This is a genomic window from Sphingobacterium hotanense (assembly GCF_008274825.1).
In the GTDB taxonomy this organism is placed as follows: domain Bacteria; phylum Bacteroidota; class Bacteroidia; order Sphingobacteriales; family Sphingobacteriaceae; genus Sphingobacterium; species Sphingobacterium hotanense.
On the sequence record NZ_CP030848.1, the window covers coordinates 3,846,789 to 3,864,241 of the forward strand.

The following is a 17,453-nucleotide window of genomic DNA, read 5'->3' on the forward strand; positions in this document are numbered from 1 at the left end:
AAGGTCTAGTTGCTAATAAATTTTAGCGGGTTATAAAGCTTAGGTTTTATTTTTTTGCTAACTTGCGGGCATAAAAACAATCAATTGATATGAGCGCGACAGAACAAATCTCAATTCGCGTAGAGCCAACAAAAACATCAAGACTCTCGCAAGTAGATTTCAACAACTTAAAATTTGGACAGATCATGTCGGACCATATGCTGGTCGCTAATTATGAGAACGGACAATGGACAGACGTAGCTATCGTCCCTTACGGCGATTTGACATTGAGCCCTTCGATGTCTGCACTACATTATGGACAGGCAATTTTTGAGGGAATTAAAGGTTACAAATTTGCAGATGGTACGGTTAGTATCTTCCGTCCGGATAAAAACTGGGAGCGTTTTAACAAATCAGCAGCTCGTTTACAGATGCCGGAAGTTCCGGAAGAGATCTTCATGGATGGTTTGACGAAGTTATTGGATGTTGACCGTGAATGGATCCCATCTATCGAAGGTACTGCATTATATATCCGTCCGTTTATGTTTGCGACAGAAGCAGCCTTAGGCGTTCACCCATCAATCTCTTATAAGTTTATTATCATCACTTGTCCGGTTGGTGCTTACTATAGCAAACCAATCAGTCTGAAAGTGGAGACACATTATACACGTGCTGCCGAAGGTGGTGTAGGTTTCTCGAAAAACGCAGGTAACTATGCGCTCTCTTTATACCCAACGCAATTGGCAAATAACGAAGGCTATGACCAAATTATGTGGACTGATGCCAACGAACATAAATACATTGAGGAGGCAGGTACGGCAAACTTAATCTTCCGTATTGGTGATACGATTATTACGCCACATGGTGACACGATTCTACATGGTGTTACGCGTCGTACGATCATGGAATTGGCAGAAGAGTGGGGCTACAAAGCTGAACAACGCAAAGTATCTGTTCAAGAGTTAATTGACGGTATCAAAGCAGGAACAGTAACGGAAGCTTTCGCAGCAGGAACTGCCGCTACGATTACACATATTGACCGTATCGGATTTGAAGGACAGGACTATACGCTTCCTCCTGTTGAAGGTAGAGAGTTCTCGTTGAAAGTACTTTCGTACTTGAACGATTTACGATACGGAAAGAGTGAAGATACACATGGCTGGAACTTAATTGTAAAGTAATTTACCATAGTCATAAAGAATTTTAACAAAGGGGCTTTTTTCTTGAAAAAAAGCCCCTTTGTTATTCTTATTGAATCCACCTTATTAAAAGACTAATTTACTTACAATCAGCAACATACAACTATAATACCGATCCGAAAAGCATTGCACGCATCCAAAAATACCCTCTTGGACCAACGTATCACTAGTTACAATTTTAAACCGATAGTTTCTTTATAAATTCCTCATAGTATATAAAATTACATCGTTTTCGTAGATTACTCAAACGATTGCGTTGCATTTCTACATGCAACCTGACGCTTTTTTCATCACATTCGCATCGATAACCAATAGGTACATCTATCATAACTATTAATACATCGAATCATGCGAATTTTCTTTACAAATTCCAGGATGAAGTGGATACCCCTATGTTATAGCCTAGCATTTTTGAGTTCCCTTCCCTCCTATGCCGAAACAAAAACGATCGGTCATAGTCCAATCGCGGAATCGCCGCTGTTTTTAAATGATTCCTACCTGGGTCGCTTCCAAGAAGAGGTCAAGGGTAAGATTGTCGACGAACAGGGCACTCCTATTTCAGGAGCCACGATCCGCGAGAAAAACACGAATCAGTCAACACAAAGTGCGGAAGATGGTACATTTACGCTTCAAGTGTCATCACGCAGTTCTATTCTAGTCGTTAGCTCGATTGGTTTTGGACAAAAAGAGGTTCCAGCGATGGAAGCTTCATCTATTAGCTTACAAGCAGCGGAAGATCAGATTGAGGAAGTTGTAGTCGTGGGTTTCGGGACGCAGAAGAAAGTAAATCTAACCGGTGCGATTGCGCATGTTGGTAAAGAGGCTTTCGAGAACCGTCCGGTTGCCAATATTGGTCAAGCCTTACAGGGCTTAGTTCCCAACTTAAACATCAGCTTCGGAAATGGAGCGCCAAATACGACGCCAGGTTTCAACTTACGTGGTGGAACGTCGATGGCTTATAATGCAAACACCAAAGAATTCGAAACGGTTAATGGTGACCCTTTAGTCATTATTGACGGTGTTGAAAATACGACTGCTGCTTTGAATCAGCTGAATCCGAATGATATCAGAGACATGTCGTTCATCAAAGATGCTTCTGCAGGTGCTATTTATGGTACGAAGGCAGCATATGGCGTTATTTTGGTTCGCACGAAAACTGGTGAATTCAACCAAAAAGGCAGGATATCTTATAACTTCGATGCCAACTTTGACACGCCTACTGCATTACCTGACGTACTAAATTCGTATCAAATCCAGCGTGCATCGATGGATCGTACCTTATGGACGAATGGCTCGGTGAGCAATTCGGAAGAGAACAAATTGAACATGATCCAAAAATATCTGGATAACCCAGTTCCTGAGAATGCTTGGTACGAGGAGGGTGGAAGAGTTATTTGGGTAGGCAATGTGAATCCTTATGAAACGGCAGTAAAAAAATGGACACCTATGCAGAAGCATACCTTGAACTTCAGCGGTGGTGGCGAAGCGGTAAATTATTATATATCGACAGGTCTGCAAAATCAGTCTGGGATGTATAAAATTAACACCGATGAGTTCAAGCGTTATAATGCATTGATCAATGTAAATGCGAAAATTACTAGCTGGTTCAATTTATTTGGAAAGGTAAGTTTCGATCAAACACATTACGAAACTCCTTATTTAGTGGGCGGAAAAGGAAATCTTTGGGAAGCCATGATGACCGATCCTGCGCGAAACATCAACACACCGTTGATGACCGGACCAAATGATCCGCTTCCAAATGCATATACAGACAACATTCTATCTTGGATTAGCTATGGTGCAAGAAATAGATCGGTGAATAGACGTATGTCTTTATTAGCATCGCCAGAATTTATCATTCTTCCAAATAAATTGAAGGTAAAAGCTGATTTGGCGTACCAACCACAGAGCTATAGTTTGAACAGGTATAGTCCAAAAATGGCGCAGGTGCTGGAGTCTTGGAGCAGTTTAGGAACCAACCAAACAGAGGCACAGGAAAACAGAGCCTATCTTGACAATAATAAGCGTGATAATTACTTGATCAACATCTATGCGGATTATCAGCAGACATGGGCAGAAAAGCATAATTTCTCTGCAATCTTAGGTTACAACCAAGAGCAAACGACTTATGAGCAGCTGACGAACACGTATCGTCGGTTGATCAACCCGAATGTTCAGAATCCGAATGCAGTAGAAGACCCTACGTTAAATGAATCTACTCGATATGCCGAGACACTAGCGGGTAGAGCAGTATTTGGTAGGATCGCATATAATTACGCGGAGAAATATTTTCTAGAGAGCAATTTACGTTACGATGGAAATGCAAAATTCACGAAAGACGAGCGTTTCGTTGCTTTCCCATCATTCTCAGCGGGTTGGAGAATCTCTCAAGAATCCTTTATGGACGGTATTCGCGAGTGGGTTAACGAGCTAAAACTTCGTGGAAGCTGGGGTAAGCTAGGTAACCAACCAGGTGAAGCCTATCCGTTTCAGGCGACTTTAGGTTCCGGTCGTGCGGCCTTCCTGATTAACGGACAACAAATTGTCTACATTAACCCTCCTAATTTAGTTTCTCCACATTTAACTTTTGAGAAGGCAAGAACATGGAACATTGGTGTGGATGCAGCATTCCTGCAAAACAAACTTGATGTGACATTTGAGTACTACAACAGAAAAACAACGGATATTCTAACGAGAGGAGATGCGACATTCCCGAATACGCTAGGTACGCTGGCACCATACGTTAACTCTGGAATACTGGAAACGAAAGGTTTGGAATTGGCTATTGGCTGGAAAGAAACTTTAGACAATGGTCTTCGCTATCGCGTAGGCGTTAATCTATCCGACTACTTGACCAAAGTGGTGCATTATGCCGGAAACTCAGGATTGCTCATTACTAATGCCGACAACAGAGAAATCATGTATGATGGAAAAACCATTGGCGAGATCTGGGGATACAAGAGCGGCGGAATTTTACAGGAATCGGATTTCAACGGTAAAAACCCTGCAAACGGCAATTGGATTTATTCGGGGCCATACCAAGGTAACTTATACCCAGGCTACTTGCGGTATCAGGATATCGGTGGACCTGATGGTATCCCTGACGGAAAAATTGATGCTGGCTTAAACAAAATCGGCAACACCGGAGACAGAGTCGTACTAGGCAATTCTACACCACGCTATCGTTTTGGTATTACTGGAAATGTAGCATTCAAAAACTTTGACTTAGACGTATTGGTGCAAGGTGTGATAAAACGTGATGTATGGACAGGTAGTTCTGCATATTGGGGCGGAGGTGCCGGATGGCGCTGGATGCTGGAACGTTCATGGACGCCAGAGCGTACAGATGCAGAGTTTCCGATGTATGGTGCAGCTCCATCAGTTAATGATCAATATATGATCAACGGTGCTTATTTACGTTTAAAACAAGCTGTACTAGGATATACTTTACCTTCTACGGTTACTGAAAAACTAAAAATAGACCGCTTGCGCTTTACGCTTTCTGGATTTAATTTATTCGAAATCTCAGAAATCCCTAATGTTTTTGATGTTGATCAAATATCATCAGCATACCCGCAAAAACGTTCGGTTGCTTTCGGTGCACAGATTACTTTTTAACCTTCTACATCATGAAAAGAACATTTAAATATATATTATCAGGAGTTGTAGCGGTTAGTTTGCTACAGTCTTGTAAGAAAGACTTCTTAGATCTTAATCCGGAAACGGAACTTGCGGTCGGTAATTCCTTACAATCAGAAACAGAATTAACGCTATACTTAAACAACCTTTACGGACGCTATATCAAGGGGCATTTTGATGGTTGGGCAGATACAAGATTAAATCCTTCCATCACTGGCGGTAGCCACTTATTGGCAGGAGACTTTATGACGGACAATATGGTGAAGTATGGGAATATACATAGTATCTTAGACCAGACTTACAAAACACCAACCAACGGAACTGATGTGGGTTGGGTATGGGAGGATCTTCGCTCTGTACATTATTTCTTAGAAAACTATAAGAATGCATTACCGTCGGTTAACAATGATGCTAGCAAACTTGATAAATATGTTGGTGAGGCTTTATTCTTCAAGTCCTGGGACTATTACAGAAAATTGATGCTATTCGGCGATGTGCCATGGTATAATTCGACAATGAATATTGACAATGAAGACTTATACAAAGCACGCGACAAGCGAACGTTGGTAGTTGATTCATTGATGAGCACCATTAATTCATCAATCACCAAGCTGGAGGGAGTAAGCGGACGCGCAGACGGACGCATTAACCAGAACATGGCCTTATTCCTAAAAGCAAGAATTGCTTTGTTTGAAGGTTCATTCAGAACATACCATAGCGAATTGCAATTGAAGAGTACCGCAGCTCCTTTCTTAGAGGCTTGTGTTGATGCTTGTGAGAAAATCATCAGCTCGGGAAAATATCAATTGTACAGCGCGGGAACAAACCCATACCGGAAGCTCTTTACGTTTAAGAACAATCCCGAGGCCGATCAGAACAAAGAAGCAATTTTAGCGCGTGTTTATGACGGTGTTAAAGTTGGACATGCTACGCAGCGTTATTGGCAGCAGAACAACAGTATCAGCGGTGCGCGTCCAGCGGGTGGAGCAACACGTAATTTAGTGGATGAATACCTATGTATTGATGGACGCCCGATCTATCTATCTGGTTCGGAGGGTAACTATACAGCGAATCCTCTATTTAAAGGATATGATGGTATGTGGACAGAATTGGAGAACAGAGATCCACGTCTGAAACAAACGATCAACTATCCTGGAGAAAACCGTTCGATATACAATGTGAATAATGATTTGACCAGTGCGGCGGAGAATGGAGTAACTTATCCTAGATTGTCTTATAATGTAGCTGACAGAACCACGGTTACCGGGTACATGGCGATTAAACATTGGATGGGCGATAAGAAAGAACATGACGCAACAACAAGTGGACAGCAGACCGCTATCGAGTTTCGCTATGGCGAGGTTTTATTGATGTTAGCGGAAGCAAAAGCAATCTTAGGTACACTGACTCAAAATGACCTAGATCGTACAATCAACGCGCTTAGACAGCGTGCGGGCTTTGATTTCGCTGCTTATCCGAATAGCCGTTTACAATTAGCAAACGTGCCTCAAGACCCACGTATGGATGCAATCAATGCGGAATTGTTAGAATACGACATAAGCCCTATTCTGCGCGAGATCAGACGTGAGCGTCGAGTAGAAATGGTATTGGAAGACCGTCGTTATGAAGATTTAATGCGTTGGAAAGCAGGTAAATTTTTAACTATCCCTTACCGTGGTATGAAGTTTACTGCCGAAAAACAGAAGTTATATGATGGTACTAAGCTACAAAAACCGATCATCGCATTGAAAGAACAACTTGACAAGGATGTATTTGTGGATAGCGAAGGCTTTATCATTGCTTATCCAAGAAGCCCTAATATTGTTCAAGGGAAAGCCCTTTGGTCAGACTACCGTTACTATTGGCCGCTTCCGTTGTTTGAACTTTCGTTGGAAGGCAGTCAGTTGAAGCAGAATCCAGGATGGTTAGGTGAGTAATTTATTTATCAATTAATAGAAAGATCATGAAAACTAAATATATAACACGCTTATTCCTCGTTGCGGGAATCGGGATGTCGTTACTTTACTCTTGCAAAAAGGACAATGTGGATTTTGGAGAGAGTTTAACGGTAAGAGAGGCTGTCAATTCTGGGGGTAATATGCAGATTCCGGTAAAAATTGGTACACCATTGCAATTAAATCTCGCTGTTACACCGGGCAATAGAACCGTTACAGACGCGACATATTCGAATAAGCATCCGGAAATCTCTACCTTCTCTAACTCAGGTTTGGTAACTGGCGTTAGTGTAGGCAAGGATACGGTTGTTATCAAATTGGGCAACCTACAAGTATGGTATGTTGTCAATGTGACACAGTAAAATCGCTAATAGCTATTGAGCTAGATAGACTATTTTGGTCTATCTAGCTTACTAAAAAACAATAATTTATATCACAAAAAAAAGCCACCGCTCTAAAAAAGAGCGGTGGCTTCTTAATTTATTTTAAGGTTCAGCTATTACATCTTAGCATCCATCAGGTTGTCTGTAGCTTTTCTTGGCTCGCCTAATTCCATCTTGATTACAAAAGCTCTGTGGCTTTTATAACCCTTAGGAATAATGACATCGTAATATGTATTCTTATCTAAGTCTAGACCTATATCCGAATGAACGACTTTCAACTGTGCTTTATTCCCTAATATCTGAGCAGATACAGGAACACGATTGCTCTTCTTTGGTACAGCGATGCGTGCGATATTATTGACAGGGCGGTTGAATACGGATAGATAAAGCGTATTTCCTTTCTCTGTATAGTAGCCTAACTTCGAGACCGGAAGGTCGGCATGACGCGCGCCGTGTACCGCCTCGCCGTTGACTTTCATCCATGCGCCCAACTCTTTTGCAATCTTGTCTTCTCCTGGGTGCATCTTTCCTTGTCCATCAGGTCCAAAGTTCAATACAAAGTTTCCATTCAGTGAAACGGACTGCATCAACATATCCAATAGATCGTCTGTCGTTTTGGTGTACAAGCCAGACCAGTCTTTCATATAGCCCCAACCGTTTGGAGGAATCGTCATAACCGCATCCCAATCATTGCCGTCCAGCCACTCGTAAGCCTGAGGCAGCTTTCGTTCCCAACCTTGCTCGTAATCGCCTAGGATATCGCCGTTGCTATCGAAATGGCGCTTGCCGAATTCATCATTCCGAAAACGGGAACCGATGATTAATCCGGGATGTTTTTCTCTTAGTTCTTTTTCTAGGTTGTAAGTGAAATCATAGGACTGTACCCAAGACTGATCCCAAGTACCGTCGAACCAAAAGCCCTTGATCTGTGGGTAATTGGTCAATAATTCCATTAACTGGTTCTTCGTGTATTGTAAGAATTTATTGTATTTCGCTTTTTCTTCAGCCGTTACTGGTGCTTTTGTTAAGTAGTCCGGATTATTCCATTCCAAAACCGAGAAGTATAAATACACGTCAATACCTTCTGCGGTATAAGCATCGACAACTTCCTTTACAATATCCTTTTTATAAGGCGATGCCATGATATCATAATCAGAATACTGTGTCGGCCATAAAGCAAATCCGTCATGATGTTTGGTGGTAAAGATCATATACTTCGCGCCCATATCCTTAGCTTGCTTTGCCCAAGCTTTGGCATCGAATGACTTTGGATCAAACTGCTTATACAGGTTATCGTAAGTTTCTTTCCAGTTTTTAGGGGCATTAGGTCCAGACCAAGTGCGGATCCACTCAGATGCTGCCGCTCCTTTGCGTGCAGAAACTCCCTCCCACTCATTACCAGGAATAGCATATAATCCCCAGTGAATGAACTGACCTAGACCATAATTACGGAAAGCTTCCATATTTGCATCGGTTCGATTCTTCGGTGTAATCGGCCCGTATTTCACTTCTTTGCGTTCTGCGGGTTTCTGCTTTGGTCCCGTCCATTGCGCTGACACTTGTCCCGACGCTAAACCCATTCCTAAAAGGGTGAGCATTGAATATTTTAATACTTTCATTACTTAACTTATTTTAAGTTCCAAACCATTTCATCTCTGAGTTCCTTTGAACCATCTTTTCCAACAGCAACTATCGTATTTTGACCTTGCTTAAGATCAACCTGCTCCACAACCCAGTGTTTATCATTTACGCCCTGTTTCGCTGTGTAGCTCTTGCCATTGACTTCTAACTTCACATCATTTAGATTGGAGAATACCTGTACTTTGCTTTGTGCCTTCGTACGCTCATTATCTCTCCTATTTGCTAGGTAAATCATCGGCTCCGGATTCCAGTTCGCTTTATACCAGTAGAAGGAATCTTTCTTACGCTTACGGTCGAAGCTCACCAATCCTTTTAGATTTCGAGCATTCACACCGCCGCGATTCCATGCAGGCACGGCAAATTCAAACATATTCCAAACATATGACGCCACAATAATAGGGTTCTGCTGGATCGCAGCCCACTGCTGAATATGTGTTTCTGTCTGATAGTTTTCTGGGAATGACTTTCCGGAAACGACATTATCCGGCATCTTCAACTCTTCCTGGCCTATATCCATATTTCCATCCGCCCCGTATTCGGAAAGCATGATTTTGTATCCCTGGAAGTCTTGTTGCACTTTCTTTGCCCATGGTCCAAGATCTTCGATCTTGCCACCATACCAACCGAAATAATGGTTGATTCCTTGAACATCTGTAGATAAGTTCTCTTGTCTGTCCACGACGTTGTAGCCTGTCACTGCTACCGTATAGCGATCAGGATCTAATGTCTTTGCAATATCATTTAATTCGCGCGAAAGCACCGGTACTTGTTCGTCTGCTGTTTTAGAATAAACCTCATTATGAACTCCCCAGATATAGATGGAGGGATGGTTCATATTTTGCTTCACAAGTTCGGTCATCTGTTGCTTCGCATTATCGTTTTCATAGTAGGACACGCGATTAACGAATGGGATTTCCGCCCATGTCAGGAAACCTAGTGTATCTGCAAGGGAATATACTTCTGGCGATTGCTGGTAATGCGCCAAGCGAATAGTCGTTGCGCCCATTTCTTTGATCATCAGCATGTCTTCCTTATGTTGAGCGAAACTCAATGCTGATCCGAAACCCTCACGGTCCTGATGTCTACAAACACCATACATAGGATACGGCTTTCCATTCAACAACACGTTCTGACCACCGTTGATTTCTACCTTACGGACTCCTAAAGGTTGTTTTACAACATCCAGTTCTTTCCCACCCGACATAATTTTAGCCGTTACGGAATACAAATAAGGATCGCGGATACCGTCCCATAATCGTGGCGATTTCATTTTTACCGCTTGCTTCACATAGGTAACTCCCTGAGGGCTGATCTTCACGGGCTGCTTTTCGGTTTGAACGAGCTTGCCATCATAATCTCTGATTTCTACCCATAGCTCCGCCTGTTGTGCTGTCTTCTCTTTGGTCTCCAGTTTTGCGGAAACTTCGATATCAGCATTCTTTGCAGACACATTCTGCTGGCGAATTTGTATACCTGGAGCAGCACGGTCTGTAACTACAAAGTTGGTCTTATTGGTCGTGATCAAGTGTACAGGTCTGTATATCCCACCATATACTGGAAATAAGAACTGATTGATTGGAATGATATCTTTGCGAGAGGCGTTGTCTGCAATAACAGTGATGGTATTAGGTTTATCATAGTTCACCGAATTAGTAATCTCGTAAGTGAACATGCTATATCCGCCTTTATGCTCGCCAATAAAGTTGTCATTGATATATAATTTAGCGATCGCTCCAACGCCTTCGAACTTAATGAACGTGCGTTTATCTTTGGATGCAGGATTCACGGAAAAGGTTTTGGTATAGACTGCTTTGCCTTCAAAGAAGTTTCGGTCGGTTTGCATATCCGTACGGTTGTAGGTATGCGGAAGCGTCACGTCCTCCCAAACCTCAAGCTTCGTCCATTGGCTTTGACTTTCGAAGTATTTCTGACCATTCTCAAAATCAGTAAAGAATGTTGAGTTATTTGCTTTATAGAACTTCCAATCGTCGTTAAACGACTGTACTACACGAGATTGGGCGATACATTGATTACCTAGTAAGAGTGCAGCTGCTACCGCAAACAGGCTAGTAAATTTGTTCATAGATTATTTGGGTTATAATCTTCTAAAATAAACATTTAATTGAGCCTAAAGGAATTCAATCGATTGCACAATCTACGAAATCGTTTTTCACTTAACGTTTTATACTATCGTGTAAAGAATTTTAACAATAGACAAGCGAAGTTTAGTTCTTTTGATTGTTTGAAAATAGGCATTGGGCGGAATTCAACAAAGAATGATGAGACTGGACGCTGCCAATTGGGAGATTCTCCTAAGACTTATTTGTTCGTCTTGCTATCAATAAATTTGATAATATCTTCCCGTTGATTGGGTTCAAACCAAGTTGTGTCGCCATATTTTTTGAACCAGGTTATCTGTCGCTTGGCATAGCGTCTCGAGTTTTGCTTAATACTATCGACAGCTTGCTCTAAGCTGATTTTGCCATCCAAATAATCAAAGAGCTCAGCATATCCAACCGTGAGCAGCGCGGGTTTATTACGATAAGGAATAAGGTTCTTCACCTCTTCCAATAATCCTTCTTGCATCATCAGATCTACACGTTTGTTGATTCTGTCGTACAGCAATGCTCTGTCGGTGTTTAATCCTACAGTTATAATATTGAAATCGCGTTTGCTCTTTTGATTTTTCTGATAATAGGAAATTGGTTTTCCCGTAGCCTCATAGACTTCTAAGGCACGAACGACACGTTGCGGGTTATCATGATCCATTTGATCATAGTTATCTGGATCTATCGCACGCAGGCGATCTTGTAGTGCAGGCAGGCCATCTCGCTCTAAAGCAGCATTCAAAGCTTCCCTGATCTCATCCGGAGCTTTAGGAAGATCATCCAATCCTTCGCATAATGCTCTGACAAATAAGCCTGAGCCTCCGACTACGACAACTTTATCCGTATGCACGAAGAGCTTGTCCACCTGCATAAGCGCTTCTCTTTCGAAGTCGCCCGCCGAGTAATCATCCGAGATAGAATGCGAATTGATAAAATAATGTGGTGCCTCATGAAGTTCTTGAGCGGAAGGCTTGGCTGTGCCGATACTCATCTCTGAATAGAATTGTCTTGAATCCGCTGAAATAATGGATGTTTGATAATGCTTTGCTAAAGCAATAGCCATTGCTGTTTTACCAACAGCCGTAGGACCAACAACAACAATCAGGGATTTAGGAAACTCCATGCTTTAATGGGGGTATATATATGTTTCTACTTCAACATCCACAGGAACGAAAGTTCTTGATGGCATGGAATACAAACACTATTAGAAAAAATAAGGAACTAGCAGCTAAAGATTAAAGTCGCTAGTTCCTCAAGTAGATCTTTATTTTATTATCGACTAATAATCGTCGCTCATGCCTTTTTCGCTTTGTCCGTCTTCCTCTCCACCCTCTTCTTCATCATCGAACATATCGTAGTCATCCTCCTCATCTACACCATACTCTTCACCGGATTCATCTACATAATCGTCATCATCATCGTCGTCAGCACCTGCTACAGGGAAATTCGCAGCAGTTATGTTCTTAGGAACTTCACCAACAGATTTAAAGATTGCCGGATAGGTTTTACCGTCTTCCTCTTTCAGGATTTTGATTAGTTCCACATGGAAATCGTAAGGGCGGTCAAAATTATAGATATAATAGAATTTCTGATGCGGATCGTCGATGAACTTGCTCATTTTGATAAGTTCCATCTCCAATACGCCGGCGGCTTTCTTACGGTCATTCGGTTGATAAGCGATCTCCGTTCCTTTTTTCCATTGATCATTACTCACATAGAATGAAGATGAACGCTCTACGTCGTAACCTGTAGCGGTATGTATTGCGTGATGTAATTCTAGGAATGTGCTCTTCGAAGGCATATCTATCTCCCTATATACATCCTCATAATCCTCAAAGGTTACTCTAAATCTATAAATTGCCATTTCTTATATAAAGTTGTCTGTGGTTTAAATTCAACCGCTAAAGTTAATAATTTTTTTGCTTTTACGCTTTCTCTACTTGCTGTAGCCCTAAGCTTATGCCTTTCTCAATCATAAACGCAAAAGCAGCGTCTCTCGTATTTGAGATCTCACCTTCTAGGATGGCTTCACGGATGGCATTTTTAATCATACCGACATGTCTGCCCGGCCCGATATTAAAGGTCTTCATGATGTCGTCGCCATCGACTGGTGGCTGCCAATTACGTAGATGATCTCGCTCCTCCACATCTTTTAACTTTTGCTTCACCAGTTCGAAGTTCTCCCTATACTTCTTCTTCTTGAACTCGTTCTTCGTCGTTACATCCGCATGGCAAAGCATCATCAGCGCATCGATATCATCGCCCGCCTCAAACAAAAGTCTTCTAACTGCTGAATCCGTTACGATATCCTTTGCTAATACAATAGGACGTAAATGAAGCAGCACTAACTTCTGAACAAACTTCATCTTCTCGTTCAACGGAAGCTTCAACTCGGCAAAAAGCTTAGGTACCATCTTCGCACCCTTATCCTCATGCCCGTGGAAGGTCCATCCGCTTTTCTTGTCAAAACGCTTTGTAGCAGGTTTAGCAATGTCATGCATAATAGCAGCCCAGCGAAGCCACAAGTCGTTTGACAGCTCTGCTACATTGTCCAGCACTTCTAAGGTATGATAGAAGTTGTCCTTATGTCCCTTGCCATCAATGTATTCAACGCCATGCAATTGCTGCATCGCAGGAAATATATGTTCCAGCAAACCGGTATCAAATAAATACTTAAAGCCAATAGATGGTTTGTCTGAAAGGATAATTTTATTAAGCTCGTCGGCAATACGTTCTTTGGAGATGATCTTAATTCGTTCCACTTGCTCATGAATAGCATTCAAGGCAACAGCGTCAATCTTAAAGTTCAATTGAGTCGCAAAGCGGATCGCACGCATCATCCTTAAAGGATCATCTGAGAAGGTAATCCCCGGTTCTAGCGGCGTGCGGATAATGCGGTTCGCAATATCTTCTTGTCCTTGGAAAGGATCAACGAGTTCGCCATAGCTAGCCTCATTCAAGGAGAAAGCCATCGCATTGATGGTGAAGTCGCGACGATTCTGGTCATCGGCCAAGGTGCCATCCTCCACAATAGGCTTTCTGGATTCCGATCGGTACGACTCTTTACGAGCTCCTACGAATTCCACCTGAAGGCCTTGATACATCAACATAGCCGTGCCAAAGGATTTAAAAACTGCCACCTTCGTATGCAGTCTCTCGCCCAGGGCCGTAGCAAACTCGATACCACTCCCCAGCACCAATATATCGACATCATCTTTGAAGGGACGCCCCATCAATCTATCCCGCACATAGCCACCAATGACATAGCAAGCAACATGTAGCTCCTCGGCCAAATCTTTGATAATGGGAAATATGGGATGTGTTAAATCTTCACTCATAGCAACAAAGTGCAAAAGTAAGGAAAAATAAAAGAAAATGCTTATTGCGATAAGCAGGAAACAACGATCTCTTAATCTCTATCTTTCGATAATCGACGGAAAGAAAGTGGATTCTCCGTTAATACAGCCTGTTCTCTACGGCGATTAACGATATGTACAGCTTCAAACATCGCTTCAACAAAAGAAGTATGCGACGCAAGATTCTGTCCAGCAATATCATAACCTGTTCCGTGATCCGGAGAGGTACGAACGACTGGCAATCCAGCTGTAAAGTTAATTCCCGTTCTGGAAGCGATATGCTTAAATGGTATCAAGCCTTGGTCATGGTACATCGCTAATACCGCATCAAACTTCGTATAAGCATCTGCCGCAAAGAAGCCATCGGCCGGATAAGGTCCAAAGCAGAAAATACCCTCTTCATTCGCTTTTTCAATAGCAGGACGGATAATCTCCAGGTCTTCCGTTCCGATCAGTCCGTCATCTCCAGCATGTGGGTTCAGGCCTAGAACTGCAATTTTCGGTTTCTGAATCCAGAAGTCGGCTTTTAAACTATCATTCATCATGCGTAGCTTATGCAAGATGCTGTCTACAGTAATTGCGGCAGCAACATCCTTGACTGGAATATGCCCGGTCACCACACCTACGCGAAGATCTTCACTCACCATAAACATCAAAACATCCTTGGCCTCAAACGCGGCCTGCAGATACTCGGTATGCCCTGGAAAATTGAAACCTTCTTGCTGAATATTATGCTTATTGATAGGAGCTGTTACTAAAGCATCGATCAAGCCGGCCTTTAAATCCTCCGTCGCTCTTTGCAAGGAAAGGAACGCGTATTTACCGCCGATCTCGTTCTGTTCGCCTAAGGTGATCTTCACATCCTCTTGCCAACAGTTGATCATATTCGGACGCTTAGCATTCGCCTGATCCGCAGAGTTAATGACATTAAAGCTAAAGTCGTTCACTCCGATTGCTTTACGGTGAAAAGAAGCAACTTTCGTATTTCCATAAACAATCGGCGTAAAGAAGTCCAGAATGCGATTATCCAGCAAAGACTTAATAATCACCTCTAAACCAATCCCATTAATATCACCTATTGAAATACCAATTTTTAACTTTTCACTCATCTTAATAGCTCTTTAGTATGTCAAAAATAACAAAAAAACCTAAAAGAGCAGTTTCTAATCCTATTTAAATACTTATTTGTAACCTAACACAGTAGCCGACATAAAATAGTATCTTTGTTGATAAATTTACAGTATGAGTTCAGTACGCGCAAAGAAACACCTAGGTCAACACTTTCTAAATGATAAGAATGCAGCCCAACGCATTGTAGATGCTCTAACACCGAGTTTAGGCTTTAAACAGGTATTGGAAGTAGGACCAGGAATGGGCGTACTATCCGATTTCTTGCTGCAGAACGAGCAATACGAAACTTTCTTAATCGATGTCGATGATGAATCCATCGAATTCCTTGCCGATAAATACCCGCAATTAGGCGAGCGATTGATCCATGGAGACTTCCTAGAGCTGGATTTCAGCAAGTATTTCGATGAAAAGATGGCGGTTATTGGAAACTTCCCTTACAATATCTCTTCACAAATCTTATTCAAGATATTGGAAGAACGCAATCGCGTTGTCGAGATGGTCGGTATGTTTCAAAAAGAAGTCGCCGAACGTTGCGTCGCAAAACCAGGCAACAAAGAATACGGTATACTTTCCGTATTCCTGCAAGCGTATTACGATGTCTCCTACCTCTTCACGGTCAAAGCTGGCGCTTTTAACCCGCCGCCTAAAGTACTATCGGGCGTTATGCGCATGGTTAGAAACAATCGCGAAACTTTGGACTGCGATGAGAAGCTGTTCTGGCGTGTTGTAAAAGCAGGCTTTAACCAGCGTCGCAAAACCTTGAGGAATGCCCTATCCGCTGTTGTACCGAAAGACAAAATGAGCGATAATCCACTATATGAGCTTCGTGCGGAGCGATTAAGCGTTGCTGATTTTGAATTGCTAACAAACGAGATCTCGAATACCAAATGATATGATAACAAAAAGTGAGTTTGCGATCGTAGGAGGAGGAGTCGCCGGCTTAACCGCTGGTATTGCACTCGAACAACTGGGGCGCGACTTCAGCCTTTTTGAACAAACCAAAGAAGTAAAGGGAATAGGTGCCGGCTTCGGATTAGCCGCCAACGCCATGCGAGCTTTGGAAATATTAGGCCTACGCCCTGAAGTAGAGAAAATAGGCTATTACCTCGGGTCCTTTGCCATTTTAGATCAACAGGGAGATATCCTCGTCAATCCCAATACAAGCACGCTTTCGGATAAGTATAAACAGCAGAACTTCGCCATACATCGAGCCGATCTTCATCTCTTTCTATTGAGCAAACTGCAACCCGAACGTTTGCAGCTCGGGAAACAAGCCATCGAGCTAGAACAAAAATCCGAGAGTATCCTATTATCCTTTGCCGACGGCAGCAAGCACGAATGCAAATACCTTATCATTGCCGATGGCGTGAAGTCGCCACTTCGTCAACAGCTAGTCCCTTCTTCTACCCCTCGCTATGCCGGATACAGTTGCTGGCGTGCAACGATCGACAACAGTGAAATCCAGCTGAGCTTAGGAACGGAGACGTGGGGGAAAGACGGTAGATTCGGGATGACACCGCTCGTAAACAACCGCATCTATTGGTATGCATGTATCAATGGGCCGCGCAATCATCCTGAATTTAGCAAATACCGCGTGGCGGATCTGCAAAAGCAATTTGCAGAGTACCACCATCCTATTCCAACCCTCCTTGCAAATACACGCGATGAAGACCTCATATGGAGCGACATCATCGATATAGCTCCGCTGAAAAACCTCGCCTATGGCCATATCTTGCTGATAGGCGATGCTGGACACGCCACGACCCCAAACATGGGACAAGGTGCCTGCCAAGCCTTAGAGGATGTCGTTGTGCTACAAGATGAACTGAAAAAGAAAAACGATGTTGTTGCGGCCTTCAAGTCCTTTGAACACAGAAGGCTGGCACGAACGAAATATATTACCGACACCTCCAAGATGATCGGACAGGTGTCGCAGTGGGAAAATCCGATCATGATCAGTGTCCGAAACACGATGATGAAAATGCTGCCCGCCAAAGCAAATCAAAAAGCCCTAGAGAAGCTTTTTAAACAAGATTTCATGACTCTTAACACCTAATTACAA

General features: G+C 42.6%; 12 protein-coding genes. 6 read left to right on the forward strand and 6 right to left on the reverse strand.

Annotation, left to right across the window (positions count from 1 at the left end):
- Positions 1 to 89: 89 nt before the first annotated feature.
- From DSM08_RS16240 to DSM08_RS16255, 4 genes are all read left to right on the forward strand, one after another.
- Positions 90 to 1,160 carry a branched-chain amino acid aminotransferase gene (locus DSM08_RS16240; RefSeq protein WP_149527128.1) on the forward strand — a complete coding sequence of 357 codons (1,071 nt, stop codon included), beginning with the start codon at positions 90 to 92 and terminating at the stop codon, positions 1,158 to 1,160.
- Between the two features lie 393 nt (positions 1,161 to 1,553).
- The gene (locus DSM08_RS16245) at positions 1,554 to 4,796 is read left to right on the forward strand and encodes a SusC/RagA family TonB-linked outer membrane protein (RefSeq protein WP_187773890.1); all 3,243 of its coding nucleotides are present in this window, start codon (positions 1,554 to 1,556) and stop codon (positions 4,794 to 4,796) included.
- Positions 4,797 to 4,807: 11 nt separating this feature from the next.
- Positions 4,808 to 6,754 (forward strand): RagB/SusD family nutrient uptake outer membrane protein, encoded by a 1,947-nt coding sequence (locus DSM08_RS16250; protein WP_149527130.1) that lies wholly within the window; start codon positions 4,808 to 4,810, stop codon positions 6,752 to 6,754.
- A 26-nt stretch (positions 6,755 to 6,780) separates the two neighbouring features.
- Positions 6,781 to 7,134 (forward strand): Ig-like domain-containing protein, encoded by a 354-nt coding sequence (locus DSM08_RS16255; RefSeq protein WP_149527131.1) that lies wholly within the window; start codon positions 6,781 to 6,783, stop codon positions 7,132 to 7,134.
- A 137-nt stretch (positions 7,135 to 7,271) separates the two neighbouring features.
- Here the strand turns inward: DSM08_RS16255 and DSM08_RS16260 are convergent, their stop codons facing one another.
- From DSM08_RS16260 to pdxA, 6 genes are all read right to left on the reverse strand, one after another.
- Positions 7,272 to 8,774 (reverse strand): alpha-L-fucosidase, encoded by a 1,503-nt coding sequence (locus tag DSM08_RS16260; protein ID WP_149527132.1) that lies wholly within the window; start codon positions 8,772 to 8,774, stop codon positions 7,272 to 7,274.
- Between the two features lie 8 nt (positions 8,775 to 8,782).
- A complete protein-coding gene (locus DSM08_RS16265) occupies positions 8,783 to 10,879 on the reverse strand; it encodes a glycoside hydrolase family 2 protein (RefSeq protein ID WP_149527133.1) in 2,097 nt (698 codons plus the stop codon).
- Positions 10,880 to 11,115: 236 nt separating this feature from the next.
- On the reverse strand, positions 11,116 to 12,027 hold the full coding sequence (miaA, locus tag DSM08_RS16270; RefSeq protein ID WP_149527134.1) for a tRNA (adenosine(37)-N6)-dimethylallyltransferase MiaA: 912 nt from the start codon (positions 12,025 to 12,027) through the stop codon (positions 11,116 to 11,118).
- Between the two features lie 156 nt (positions 12,028 to 12,183).
- The gene (locus tag DSM08_RS16275; RefSeq protein WP_149527135.1) at positions 12,184 to 12,768 is read right to left on the reverse strand and encodes an IS1096 element passenger TnpR family protein; all 585 of its coding nucleotides are present in this window, start codon (positions 12,766 to 12,768) and stop codon (positions 12,184 to 12,186) included.
- 61 nt (positions 12,769 to 12,829) lie between these two features.
- Positions 12,830 to 14,242: a CCA tRNA nucleotidyltransferase gene (locus DSM08_RS16280; RefSeq protein ID WP_149527136.1), complete on the reverse strand. Its 1,413-nt coding sequence runs from the start codon at positions 14,240 to 14,242 to the stop codon at positions 12,830 to 12,832.
- Between the two features lie 71 nt (positions 14,243 to 14,313).
- Positions 14,314 to 15,369, reverse strand: a complete 1,056-nt coding sequence (gene pdxA / locus DSM08_RS16285) for a 4-hydroxythreonine-4-phosphate dehydrogenase PdxA (RefSeq protein WP_149527137.1) — start codon at positions 15,367 to 15,369, stop codon at positions 14,314 to 14,316.
- A gap of 133 nt (positions 15,370 to 15,502) precedes the next feature.
- Between pdxA and rsmA the strand changes: the two genes are divergently transcribed.
- Both rsmA and DSM08_RS16295 read left to right on the forward strand, forming a co-directional pair.
- Positions 15,503 to 16,282: a 16S rRNA (adenine(1518)-N(6)/adenine(1519)-N(6))-dimethyltransferase RsmA gene (gene rsmA, locus DSM08_RS16290; RefSeq protein ID WP_149527138.1), complete on the forward strand. Its 780-nt coding sequence runs from the start codon at positions 15,503 to 15,505 to the stop codon at positions 16,280 to 16,282.
- Between the two features lies 1 nt (position 16,283).
- Complete coding sequence (locus tag DSM08_RS16295; RefSeq protein ID WP_149527139.1) at positions 16,284 to 17,447, forward strand: FAD-dependent monooxygenase; 1,164 nt, start codon at positions 16,284 to 16,286, stop codon at positions 17,445 to 17,447.
- The last annotated feature ends 6 nt before the right edge of the window (positions 17,448 to 17,453 follow it).